The following is a 12,002-nucleotide window of genomic DNA, read 5'->3' as shown; positions in this document are numbered from 1 at the left end:
CCCCGTCGTCAGCTGCGCTCGGCCTGGGCGATCCGGGGGAACGACTTGACGCCCGCTGCCTTACGGCTGTTCGCGTGCTCGCTGACCGTCCTGCCGGGCGGGGCCTCCGCGAAGCCGAGCACCACGGAGTCGAGGACCTTGCCCGACGCATCGACGAACTCCACCCGGACCGCGTAGAACGCCGGCTTGTCGGTGGGGTTGGTGACGCGGACCAGGGCGCTTCGGAACTGCTCGGACTTCGCGACCGGCAGCCCGGTCACCGAGACGTCCTTCACGGCGTTCCCCTGCCCCTGAACCCCTGCGAGCTGCTTGGCCGCCCGCTGCCTGTTGCGTTCGACCTCGGCGGAGACCGAGGCCGCGAATGACTCCTGGGTGCGCGGCGAGGCGCTCGTGGACGGCGACTCGGCCGGGCCCGGGGACACCGTACGGGTGCTCCTGGCCGTGCCCGGCGCGGTGGTGCCGGAGCCGCCGCAGGCAGCGGTGCCGGCGACGATCAGCGCGGCCAGCAGGGCGGGGGTCAGGCGGCGGGCGGTGCGGCCGCCGAGGGTGCGCCGCAGGGGGCGGGACTGGTTCACGGACACTCCGGGTCTGCTCGGGAAAGTGGGTCGACGGCAAACGGCAGGACGGGGGCGCACTGGACGAACCCGGATCCACCGGGCTCCTCCACTCGGGTCACTCGGCGTCGTCGCCGAAGACCTCGCGGAGCCGCGCCTCGCTGAGGGTGTCCAGGTTGCTGTGGAGGAGCTCGGCGCCGCCACCGGGGAGCGCGTCGCCGATCCGGTCCGGAACCTCGTCCGTGGTCAGCAGGAACAGCGCCGAAGTGCCGGGCGTCACCTGCTTCTTGACCTCGGCGATGAAGTCGTCGTCGATGCCGACGTCGGCCAGCTTGCCACCCAGCGCCCCGGCCGCCGCGCCGATGGCCGCACCCAGCAGCGGCATCAGGAAGATCAGCCCGAAGAGCATCCCCCAGAACGTGCCGCTCAGGGCGCCCGCGCCGACCAGGTTGAGCAGCTGCTTGGTCTTCGGCTTGGCCTTGTCGGCCGGCCAGCTGACCACCGCGGCGTCCAGGATCTTGATCAGCCCCTCCTTCTGCAGGGACTTGAGCGTGGTCTCCACGTCCTCCGCCCCCTCGGCCGACTGGAACTTCCACACGGTGAGCGTGGACATCGCACATCCCTCCTGAGGCAAGGTCAAGCAATTCGCTCATATTAGGATCAAAAGGTATGAATTGACTCGTCGAAATCGCCCGCTCTAAACGGGAGTGGGCGCAATCCCCCGGAGGGAACTATGGATACGGACGCCCTGACCGCCGGCCTGCTGCAGGAGCTACGAGCGCCCAAGCCCTATCCGGCGGTGTCCCTGACCATGCCGACGCACCGACGGGCTCCGGACAACGCCCAGGACGCCGTACGGCTGCGCAACCTGCTCTCCGAAGCCGAACGGCGACTCGACGCCGATCCCGCGGTGTCCCGGGAGGCCAGGGCGGCCATCAAGACGCAGCTCTCCCGCGCGGTCGACGAGGTGGATTCGCGCCGCAGGCTCGACGGTCTGCTCGTCCTGGCCACGGCGGACGAGCATCAGATCTGGCTGCTCCCCCGTACGGCGCCCGAACGGGTGGTTCTGAGCGACACCTATCTGACCCGGAACCTGGTGGCCGCGAAGGCCCTGGCCGAACCGTACTGGGCACTGACCGTCGCAGCCGACCACGCGACACTGTGGAGCGGAACGGCCGACTCCGTGCACCAGGAGCAGACCGGCGGGTTCCCGCTGACGATTCCGCAGGAGAAGCCGAACCCGCAGCGCGAGGAGCAGATCGGGGACACGCCGAGCACGTTCTCCGACGAGGAGACACGCATCTTCCTGCGCTCCGTCGACGAGAAGCTGCGTGCCGTCCTCGCCGCCGATCCGCGACCGATGTACCTGGTCGGCCTCGCCCCGGCCCTCGCCCTGCTGAACGGGGTCGGCGGGACCACCAAGCCGGCGGTCGGCCGGGTCACGAAGGGGGTGCCGGCCGATGTGTCGCCGAGCGACTTCCTCAAGGAGCTCGCACCCGCTCTCGACAAACGCCGGGCGGAGGTCGCCGCGGAGGTCGCGGCCAGGCTCGACGACGCCCGCGGCCGCCGTGCCTACGCAGGTGGTCTCGACGAGGTGTGGGCAGCGGTGCGGGAGGGGCGGGCCGCTCTCGTCGCGGTGGAGGAGCAGTTCCAGCAGACCGTACGGGTCACGGACGAGCACCTGGAGCCGGTGCCCGCGGACGCCGTGGGCACAGCCGACGGGACGATCCGCGAGGACATCGTCGACGAACTCGTCGAGGCGGCACTGAACAGCGGGGCCGATGTGGTGTTCCTCGCCGACGACTCGCTGGCGGAGCACGGGCGGATCGCGGCAGCTCTGCGTTACTGAGCAGGAGTCGCTGAGCAGGGAGAGCACCACATGTGAACAAGGCCGGTGCGGGCGCGGCGGTACGCGGGACGGCGGACGGCCTCCGGTCGGCCGGCCGCAGCGCCCTCGCCGCTTCGAGGGCGGAGAAGGCCGGGGGGCCACCCGCGGCGCGCCCAGCGACGGCGCCCCGTCGGCCCCCCGACGGTGGAGACCAGGCCCCGGTGGGCAGCTGGGGATGCGATCGTCCGCCCCGCACGGCTGGGCGGACGAGGACACGCGCGGCTGCGCGGCTGCCCGGGCGGCCGCTAGGCCCCCCGTACCGGGGTGATCCGATGCGTGCCCCGGGAGCCGCTGGGACACTGGAGAGGGCGCCCCGGACCCCCGTCCCGCAGAAGACACAGCCGCCGGGAGAGGAAGTGACCGCACCATGCCACCCGGATCCAGTGCCAAACGTGTGCGGCAGTACGAACACATCAAGGAGAGTGCACAGGAGCGCGGAGTGAGTGAGGAGCGGGCCGAGGAGATCGCGGCGCGCACGGTGCACAAGGAGCGTGCCCGCTCCGGCGAGTCGAGGACCGCGAGCGATCTGTTCGTCCATGACCTCTCGTCCGCGCGGCGCGGCGGTCCGGGCTCCCCCGGCGGAGCCGAAGGCCCCACCCGCGACCAGCTCTACGAAGAGGCCAGGAAGAAGAACGTCAAGGGACGCTCGAACATGACGAAGTCCCAACTGGCCAGGGCTGTCGGCCGCTGAGCGCTCGGCCCGGTCGGTCGGCATCCACTTCGGGGTCCGTCCGGACAGGGCGTTGTCAGCCGTCCCAGGTCCAGTCGGCCACCTCGGGCAGGTCTGTGCCGTGTTCACGGATCCACGCGTGGTGGCGGGTGCAGACATCCGCCATCGCCTGGCGCACGGCCACGGCGCGGACACCGAGTCCGGGCACCCGGTCGATGACGTCCATGGCCGGCCGGTAGCGGTCGAGGTCGTTGCGGACGCTCATGCGCGTCTCCTCGACAGGGTCGCAGGCGGTTCGGGCCGGCGTCACGGGGCAGCTATGCGGACCGGCTTCCGTCCGCCTCGGGGCCGTACCAGACCGTCGTGGCATTGCAGAACTCGCGAATCCCGTGCCCGGAGAGCTCCCGCCCGTAGCCGGAGCGCTTCACTCCGCCGAAGGGCAGTGCGGGGTGGGAGGCCGTCATGCCATTGAAGAAGACACCGCCCGCCTGCAGATCACGCACGCACTGACGGCTGTCGTCGGCGTCACGTGTCCATACGTTGGAGCTGAGGCCGAAGGGGGTGTCGTTGGCCAGGGCCACGGCTTCGTCCAGGTCGGCGGCCCGGTACAGCGTGGCGACGGGGCCGAAGGTCTCCTCGCGGTGAATCCGCATGGCCGGGGTGATCGCGGTGAGGACGGTGGGGGCATAGAACCAGCCGCGGTCCAGCCTCGCGCCCAGGCCGGTGGGCCGGCTGCCACCGCAGAGCACAATCGCGCCCTGCCGTACGGCGTCGTCCACCAGCTCCTCGATGTCGGTGCGGCCCTGTTCGCTGGCGAGGGGGCCGATGTCGGTGGACTCCTGCTGCGGGTCGCCGACCTTCAGAGCGCGCATTCCCGCGGTGAACTCCTCGGCGAACTCGTCGTACACATCGGTGTGCACGATGAACCGTTTGGCGGCGATGCAGGACTGGCCGTTGTTCTGCACGCGGGCGGTCACCGCTGTACGGGCGGCCTGCCGCACGTCGGCCGAGGGAAGGACGAGAAACGGGTCGCTGCCGCCCAGTTCCAGCACGGTGTGCTTCACCTCGTCGCCCGCGATCGCCGCGACCGCGCGGCCGGCCGGCTCGCTCCCGGTGAGGGTGGCGGCGACGACCCGGGGGTCACGCAGGATGGACTCGACCGCCCCGGACGCGACCAGCAGCGTCTGGAAGCAGCCTGCCGGGAAACCCGCCCGGCGGAACAGGTCCTCCAGGTACAGCGCGGTCTGCGGGACGTTCGACGCGTGCTTGAGCAGGCCGACGTTGCCCGCCATGAGCGCGGGGGCCGCGAACCGTACGACCTGCCAGAGCGGGAAGTTCCACGGCATCACGGCGAGGACGGGGCCCAGCGGACGGTAGTGGACATAGGCCCGGGAGGCTCCGGCGTCGCCCACATCGCCGGCCGACGGGTGCTCGTCCGCGAGAAGTCCCTCTGCGTTGGCCGCATACCAGCGCATGGCCTTGGCACATTTCGCGGCCTCCGCACGGGCCGCCTTGACGGGCTTGCCCATTTCGGTGGTCATGGTGCGGGCGATGTCCTGCTGGTCCTCGTCGAGGAGGTCGGCGGCCCGGTTCAGCAGGCGGGCCCGTTCGCCGAACCCGGTCGTGCGGTACTCCCGGAACGTGGTGTCCGCGGTCGCGAGCCTGCGTTCGATCTCCGCGGCTCCCAGTGCGTCGAACGTCTTGAGGGTCTCGCCGTTCGCGGGGTTGACCGTCGCGATGGGCATGACTGTGGCCTCCTTGCCTCGGTTCTTCGACCGTGCCGCGCCACGCCCCGTCGCGCAACGCGGGCCCTGGTGCGGGTAACCCGACCGGCGCGGACTATGCGTGCTGTGAGCACGTCATCCGCGCCGGTGAGCAGGGCAGACTTCTTCGCGTACGGACCCGCGTACCGGTCCGGGTGGGGATGCGCGCTGCCCGTTTCGTGGGGCCGGCAGCAGCGGCCGCGTCAGACGAGGGCGGGCTCGGAGACGGGCGGCAGCAGGAACTCGCCCACCCCGGGCAGCGGCGTGCGCGGCACCAGATCGGTACTGCGCGGCGCCTCGGCGTAGCGGGTGAACCAGACGACCTTGCCGTCGAGAGTCCGGCAGGTGCCCCAGCTGTGGCTCAGGGCCATCACACGGCTGAGACCACCGCCGCCGGTGCTGAGCAGCCGCGGCATCTCCGAGCTGTTGTCTGCGACGGAGACCGTGAGGTGCCGTCCGGACCAGCGGAGTTCGACGGCGCAATGGTTGTCGTCACCGACGTGCCGGTGGACGTTGGTCAGCAGCTCCTCCACGCCCCGGCACACCGGCCGGACGTGGAGTTCGAGGCTCCAGTGGCGCAGATGCGCGGCGACGATCCGTCGCACCTGGGTAACGCGCTCTGCCGATACCTGGAGTTCGACCAGATAGTGCCGGTCGAGTGGAACGGTCATCGTCGAGGCTCCTCACATCGAGGCCCACCTGCTTCGCCCGCTGAACCAACGACCCCCCGAACACGAAGAGTGAGCAGATGTCACTGTTAGGTCACTCCTTAGGGTGACCCGGTAGGACCGGTTGCGCAACACGTCGGCCGACAGGCCGCGGCTACGGGGCGGGGAGGCCGTCCCGAAAGCCCTGCTCAGCCCGGAAGAGGGCTGAGCAGGGCCGGCGCGCCGAGCAGTGTCATGCCCATGAGCTCACCGCCGATGTGCCACGCTTCACCGGGCGTCAGGGCAGATACGGCAGCAGCTTGTCCGGAGTGAGCGGGAGATTGCGCAGCCGGGCTCCGGTGGCGTGCCGCACCGCGTTGCCGATGGCGGCCGCGGCCCCGACGATGCCGATCTCGCCGATGCCCTTGCTGCCCATCGGGTTGAGATGCGGGTCGTCCTCGTCGATCCAGTGCGCCTCGATCTCCGGGACGTCGGCGCAGACCGGCACATGGTAAGAGGCGAGATCGTTCTGCGTGAAGTCGCCGAAGACGGGGTCGATCGTGCTGCACTCGGTCAGCGCCATGCCAAGCCCCATGATCATGCCGCCGATGAACTGGGATCGTGCGGTACGGGAGTTGAGGACGCGTCCGGCGGCGAAGACGCCGAGCATGCGGCGCACCCGGACCTCACCGGTGCGGCTGTCGACGGCGACTTCGGCAAAGTGCGCGCCGAACGCATGCCGTGCGTAAGGGGATTGCACAGCCGCCTCCTCCGCGGTGTCGGCGGTGACCGTGAGGCCCTCGTCGGGCAGGGGTCCGGTGCGCTCGCGCAGGTGTCGCACCAGGGCGGTGGACGCCTTGTGCACGGACCAGCCCCAGGACGCCGTACCCGCGGAACCGCCGGCCAGGGGCGCTTCGGGCAGCGCGCTGCTGCCGATGTCGATCCGGACGTCGGCCACGGGGGTGTCCAGCACGGACGCGGCGATCTGCGCGAGGACGGTGCGGGCGCCGGTGCCGATGTCGGTGGCATTGATCCTGATGCGGTAGGTGCCGTCGGCAGCGGCGTGCGCCGAGGCACTGGAGCCGGCGATGTATACGGGGTACGTGGCGGAGGCGACGCCCGTACCGAGCAGCAGGGGGCCTTCCTTTCGGACCGCGGGGCTCGGATCGCGGTCGTACCAGCCGAACCGTGCGGCGCCCTCCTCCAGGCAGGCGGCGAGGCCGCGGCTGCTGAAGGGGCGGCCGGTGTCGGGTTCGTACGCGGGGTCGTTGCGCAGGCGCAGTTCGACGGGGTCGATACCGAGGGCCACGGCCAGCTCGTCCATGGCCGACTCCAGCGCGTACATGCCGGGGGCCTCGCCGGGTGCGCGCATCCACGAGGGGCTGGGCACGTCCAGGGCGGTCACCCGGTGGACGGTACGGCTGTGCCCTGACGAGTACATCGTGCGAGCCGGCACGGCCGCCTGTTCCACGAACTCCTTGACCGTGGAGGTGTGGGTGATGATCTCGTGGGCGAGCGAGGTAAGGGTGCCGTCGAGTTCCGCGCCAAGTCTGACACGTTGCACGGTGGGGGCGCGGTGGCCCACGACGGCGGGCAGTTCGCGCCGCGGCAGAGCGAGCTTGACGGGGTGTCCGGTGTAGCGCGCGGCCATGGCGGCCAGCACCGCCTGCGGGCGCGCGGTGCCCTTGGAGCCGAAGCCGCCGCCGACGTGTTCGGAGACGACCGTGACCCGTTCGGGTCGGAGCCCGAACACGGTGGCCAGGGAGTCGCGGACCGTTCCGGTGCCCTGGCTGGAGTCGTACACGGTCAGCTGCCCGTCGTCCGTCCAATGGGCGGTGGAGGCATGCGGTTCCATGGGGTGGTTGTGCAGGGGCCCGAGCGTGTACGTGGCATCGATCTGTACGGGGGACACGGCGAAGGCGCGGTCGACGTCGCCCCGTTCGCGAACGGCGGGGTATCCACCGTTCACCGTCTGCGGTGTGTACAGACCCGGGTGGTCCTCGTCGAGCAGGACATCGTGCCCGGCACTCTCGTACTCGATCCGGACGGCCTCGGCTCCGGCGCGGGCCGATTCGAGGGTGTCGGCCACCACGAGCGCAACATGCCAGCCCCGGTGCGGCACCCGGGCGTCCTGGAGGACGGCGAGGACCGGGTCGTCGGACTGCTTCAGCTTCGGGGCGTTTTCATGGGTGAGGACGGTGTGCACGCCGGGCAGGGCGAGTGCCTCGTCGGTGTGGATCGCCGTGATCCGGCCGCGTACGACGGTGGCCGGTACGGGCCAGGCGTACAGACAGCCCGGCGGAGTGTGCTCGGCGGCGTAGCGGGCGGCGCCGGTGACCTTGCCCCGGCCCTCGAGGCGGAGCACGGGGCTGCCCAGCGGCTGGGGGGCGTCGCTCATGGTGGGAAGTCCCCTTCTTCAGATGCGGGCGGTGAGTGCGGCCAGTGCGTCGACGGCCAGGCTGCGGGCGAGCTCCACCTTGAATGCGTTGTCGCGCAGCGGCCGGGCGGTCGCGAGTTCGGCGTCCACGGCCCGGGTGAAGGTGTCGTCGGTGGTGGCGGCGCCCCGCAGGATCTCTTCCGCGGCGCGGGCGCGCCAGGGGCGGTGGGCGAGCCCGCCGAAGGCCAGTGCTGCGTGCTCGATGCGGCGGTCGCGGACGGTGACGACCGCGGCGACGGAGGCGAGCGCGAAGGCGTACGAGGCACGGTCGCGGGCCTTGCTGTAGACGGAGACGGCGCCGTCGGGACGCGGCGGCAGCAGCACCTCGGTGATCAGCTCGCCCGGCCGGATCACGGTGTCGCGGTCGGGAGCGTCTCCCGGCAGCCGGTGGAAGTCGGTGACGGGAACGCTCCGCTCGCCGTCCGGCCCGTACAGCTGGACCGTGGCGTCGAGGGCTGCCAGGGCGACGGCCATGTCCGACGGGTGGGTGGCGACACATGCCTCGGAGTGACCGATGACCGCCAGGTCGCGGTGGGCGCCTTCGCGGGCGGGGCAGCCGGTGCCCGGTGCCCGTTTGTTGCACGGCTTCGAGGTGTCCTGGAAGTACGGGCATCGGGTGCGCTGCAACAGGTTGCCGCCGGTCGTGACGGTATTGCGGAGCTGCCCGGAGGCTCCGGAGAGCAGTGCCTGCGACAGGGCGGGGTAGCGGGTGCGCACGGCGTGGTGGGCGGCGAGGTCACTGTTGCGTACGGTCGCACCGATGCGCAGACCTCCGTCGGGAGTGTCCGCCACCTGGTTCAGGGGCAGGCCGCTGACGTCGACGAGGAGATCCGGGGTCGCCACACCGAGCTTCATCAGATCGATCAGATTGGTGCCCCCGCCGAGGAAGACGGCCCCCGGGTGGCGGGTCATCGCGCTCACCGCCTCGTCAGTGGTGCGGGCGCGCAGATATTCGAACGGTTTCACGGCGCCACGTCCTCGATCGCTTCGACGATGCGCGGGTAGGGGTGTGACCGAGATACGCGCCAAAGGGGCAACGGGATGATCTTGAAGCCCTGAGCGCCGGGCCCGTCCCGTATTTCAGAGGGACACCCGTGCTGTTCTGCCAGCGGCAGAACACCGGCCGGACCGGGCTCGACGATCACTACAGTCCAGTCTCATGACGAAGATTACGACGCGTACGGTCGAGTACCCGGCCGACGGTTTGACGATGATCGGGCACCTCGCGCTCCCGGCCGGTGTCGACCGCCGGCCCGCGGTGCTGCTCGGACCAGAGGGCATGGGGCTCAGCGACGTCGAGCGCCGCCGGGCCGATGCTCTCGCCGAGCTGGGATATGTAGCGCTGGCCTTCGACCTTCATGGCGGGCGCTATTTGGGTGACCCCGAGGAGATGCTGGCCCGTTGCATGCCACTGCTCGCTGATCCCGACCGGATGCGGGGGATCGGCCATGCGGCGCTCGACGTGTTGCGCACCGAGCCCCGGACCGACCCCGACCGGATCGCCACCGTCGGCTACGGAACCGGGGGCGCCGTCGGGCTGGAACTCGGGCGCGGCGGCGTCAACCTGCGCGCGATCGGGACAGTCAACGCACTGACCACGGGCCGACCGGGCGAGGCGGCGCGCATTCGCTGCCCGGTGTGGGCCGGGGTCGGGTCGGAAGACCCGATCATGCCGCCCGCGCAACGGAACGCGTTTACCGCTGAGATGCAGGCCGCGGGCGTCGACTGGCGCCTCGCGGTCTACGGCGGAGCCTTGCACGCCTTCCACCACCCGCCGGTCGACCACCCCGTGGTCCCCGGCGTCGGCTACCACCGACAGCACGCGCAGCGAGCCTGGCGCGACGTCGTCGACCTGCTCGCCGAGTGCCTGCCCGTGACGGAGGACCTGGGGGCATGACCCAGGCAAACATGCTGGTGCCAGGCCTGGTCGGCGTCGCGCACTGACAGTCTCCTCCCCTCAAGCCCTCACAGCAGACCCGCATTCGGACAGTTGTGCGGTCGCGGAGACGTATTCCCAACTACCGCAGTAAATACCGGATTTACTGCGGCAGGGCCTCTACCGTGATCATTGCGACCGGCGGCGGTGTGTTCCGGCCGCCGGGGTGAGGTGTACGCATTTACTGCGGCAGTGCCGGAAGGGCGGGGCGGGCGTGTCAGTTGTCAGCTTCCGAAGTCGGCTGCGCTGATGCCTGAAGTCGACTGCACTCGCTGACGGTGGATCGCCATGGGGGCAGCCAGGATGTCGGCTGCCCCCGGCTCTCTTGTCAGGCCTTGGTCACCGGTTCCTGGAGCTCGGTCACCCACTCATCCCGGTTGTCGGGGCACTCTAGGTTGATCTCCCGCGGGTAGCCGGTCGAGCGGTAGCCGTTGGCGTCGATCCAGCGGCCCAGGGTCTGGATGGTGGGCAGGACGGTCTCCATCGAGCCGCGGTGCACGATGGCCGCCGCCTGCTCGACCGGCGGCAGATCGACGATCCGCAGCCCTTCGTCCTCCCCAAGTGGCGCGGAGACCTCGACGCCCGCATGGATGAGGACCCCGCCGTCCGGGCCGTCCTCGTAGTACGCGACCCCAGGTCCGGTCAGGGCGATACCGGCCACCTGTAGGCGCCTCATCAGGTCCTCGTACAGCGGCTGGATGACCGGGCCGATGGTGTCAAAGTCCGGTGCCACACCGGTCACCTCGGCTACCCGCACGGACGGCAGGCGCTTGACTACGACGTCGTTGCTGGGCATGTGCCCCTCGCTCTCGATCGACCGGAGCCTCGCCTCGACCTGGAGCAGCCGGGCCGCCGCGGCCGCCACTGTCTCCGCCAGTTCTGCCCGTCGCAGCCGCAGCATGCCGCGCAGTTCCTCGGTGCTGACTTTCTCGTCCAAAATCTCCCCGACCTGTTGGAGGGTGAAGCCGAGGTCCTTGAGTGCGATGACCCGGTTGAGGCGGGCCAGCTGGGCGGCGGTGTAGTGGCGGTAGCCGGTGGCGGGGTCGACATGGGCCGGGCGCAGTAGTCCAGTCGCGTCGTAGTGACGCAGCATCCGGACCGAGACGCGGCCGTGCCGGGCGAAGTCTCCGATGGTGAACATGATGTCTCCGAGTTCAGCGCCTGACACAGTGTGAGGGTCAAGAACCCCTACTTCGCTGCCGGGCACAGTGTGGCCGTGGCCGCTGCGGGCGTCTCTTCGCCTCCCCGCACGGCTATCCCTGCAGGTAGCGGTGCAGGGAGGTCTTCGGGATGCCGGTCTTCGTGCTGATCTCCCCGTAGCTGGCGCCCTGGCCCTTCAGCAGGCGTGCGTATTCGATCTTGTCGGCGGGGTGGGCGACGGGGCGGCCGATGTGGCGGCCGGCGGCTTCGGCGACGGCGCGGGCGTGGGCGGCGCGTTCGGCGGTGAAGGTGCGTTCCATTTCGGCGAAGAGGGCCAGCAGCAGGAAGGCGATGCGGCCCATGCCTTCGTCGGCGGTGTTGATCGGCAGCGGGTCGGCGAGGGAGCGCACGCCGATGTTCTTCTCGCTCAGGTCGTGGACGAGGTTGAGGACTTCGCGCAGGTTCCGGCCGAGCCGGTCGAGAGTGTAGACCACGATCACATCGCCGGGGCGGGCGTAGGCGAGCAGGCTGGCCAGGCCGGGGCGGTCGACGCTGGCGCCGCTCTTCTTGTCGACGTAGGTCCGGTCGTCGGGGATGCCCGCCGCGTTCAACGCGTCGAGTTGGCGTTCCAGGCTCTGTTTGGTGGTGGAGACCCGCGCGTACGCGAGTTCAAGCCCGCCTGCGGGGTGGCGCTTGTCGGTTCCCATGACCGGACCGTACCGGAAGTCTGTTCCGTACGAGAGTTTCGGAACGCATTTTGTGGAACGACTTCCGGAACGGCCGGGAGGGCAATCTGCCCAGGACGCAAATTTCCTGACGGAGCGTCGGGTGCCGTGTTCCACTTCCATGGATGTGGAACATGCATCAGGCAAGGCGGTTTCCATCGGTGGTTGCGACTCCTGGAAGGAGTCCGTCCGATGCCGAAGTATCCGCCGAACCGGCTGCCGCTGTCGGTGCCCAAGGAGTA

11 protein-coding genes and 1 pseudogene are annotated in these 12,002 nt (G+C 70.3%); 3 read left to right on the top strand and 9 right to left on the bottom strand.

Translation table 11 applies throughout. The features are described 5' to 3' along the window. Positions 1-8 precede the first annotated feature (8 nt). Together ACWD6R_RS30295 and ACWD6R_RS30290 are read right to left on the bottom strand one after the other, a co-directional pair. Positions 9-575, bottom strand: coding sequence for a hypothetical protein (locus ACWD6R_RS30295; RefSeq protein WP_451821614.1), 567 nt, complete (start codon positions 573-575; stop codon positions 9-11). 97 nt (positions 576-672) lie between these two features. Beyond that, positions 673-1,167, bottom strand: a complete 495-nt coding sequence (locus ACWD6R_RS30290; protein ID WP_451821613.1) for a DUF1269 domain-containing protein — start codon at positions 1,165-1,167, stop codon at positions 673-675. Between the two features lie 120 nt (positions 1,168-1,287). On the opposite strand from ACWD6R_RS30290, the gene ACWD6R_RS30285 reads away from it, so the two are divergent. Together ACWD6R_RS30285 and ACWD6R_RS30280 are read left to right on the top strand one after the other, a co-directional pair. Then, a complete protein-coding gene (locus ACWD6R_RS30285; RefSeq protein ID WP_451821612.1) occupies positions 1,288-2,403 on the top strand; it encodes a baeRF3 domain-containing protein in 1,116 nt (371 codons plus the stop codon). Positions 2,404-2,809: 406 nt separating this feature from the next. After that, complete coding sequence (locus ACWD6R_RS30280) at positions 2,810-3,133, top strand: plasmid stabilization protein (protein ID WP_451821611.1); 324 nt, start codon at positions 2,810-2,812, stop codon at positions 3,131-3,133. Between the two features lie 55 nt (positions 3,134-3,188). On the opposite strand, the pseudogene ACWD6R_RS30275 reads toward ACWD6R_RS30280, so the two are convergent. The 5 genes and pseudogenes from ACWD6R_RS30275 to ACWD6R_RS30255 form a co-directional block, all read right to left on the bottom strand. Continuing rightward, positions 3,189-3,377 (bottom strand): annotated as a pseudogene (locus ACWD6R_RS30275) (phosphoketolase family protein); the annotation flags it as partial. 52 nt (positions 3,378-3,429) lie between these two features. Then, positions 3,430-4,857, bottom strand: a complete 1,428-nt coding sequence (locus ACWD6R_RS30270) for an NADP-dependent succinic semialdehyde dehydrogenase (protein ID WP_451821610.1) — start codon at positions 4,855-4,857, stop codon at positions 3,430-3,432. A gap of 221 nt (positions 4,858-5,078) precedes the next feature. Then, positions 5,079-5,546 (bottom strand): ATP-binding protein, encoded by a 468-nt coding sequence (locus ACWD6R_RS30265; protein WP_451821609.1) that lies wholly within the window; start codon positions 5,544-5,546, stop codon positions 5,079-5,081. Between the two features lie 274 nt (positions 5,547-5,820). Beyond that, positions 5,821-7,920, bottom strand: coding sequence for a xanthine dehydrogenase family protein molybdopterin-binding subunit (locus tag ACWD6R_RS30260; RefSeq protein ID WP_451821608.1), 2,100 nt, complete (start codon positions 7,918-7,920; stop codon positions 5,821-5,823). Positions 7,921-7,938: 18 nt separating this feature from the next. Continuing rightward, entirely contained in the window at positions 7,939-8,925 is a 987-nt protein-coding gene (locus tag ACWD6R_RS30255) for an FAD binding domain-containing protein (protein ID WP_451821607.1), read from the bottom strand. 193 nt (positions 8,926-9,118) lie between these two features. Here ACWD6R_RS30255 and ACWD6R_RS30250 point away from each other — a divergent pair, with 193 nt between their 5' ends. After that, a complete protein-coding gene (locus ACWD6R_RS30250) occupies positions 9,119-9,856 on the top strand; it encodes a dienelactone hydrolase family protein (protein ID WP_451821606.1) in 738 nt (245 codons plus the stop codon). Between the two features lie 367 nt (positions 9,857-10,223). Here the strand turns inward: ACWD6R_RS30250 and ACWD6R_RS30245 are convergent, their stop codons facing one another. Continuing rightward, positions 10,224-11,036: a MerR family transcriptional regulator gene (locus ACWD6R_RS30245; RefSeq protein WP_451821605.1), complete on the bottom strand. Its 813-nt coding sequence runs from the start codon at positions 11,034-11,036 to the stop codon at positions 10,224-10,226. Positions 11,037-11,148: 112 nt separating this feature from the next. After that, complete coding sequence (locus tag ACWD6R_RS30240) at positions 11,149-11,742, bottom strand: recombinase family protein (RefSeq protein WP_451821604.1); 594 nt, start codon at positions 11,740-11,742, stop codon at positions 11,149-11,151. Between the last annotated feature and the right edge of the window lie 260 nt (positions 11,743-12,002).

This window comes from Streptomyces sp. NPDC005151, assembly GCF_053599875.1.
This window is presented reverse-complemented; position numbering and strand designations above follow the sequence as displayed.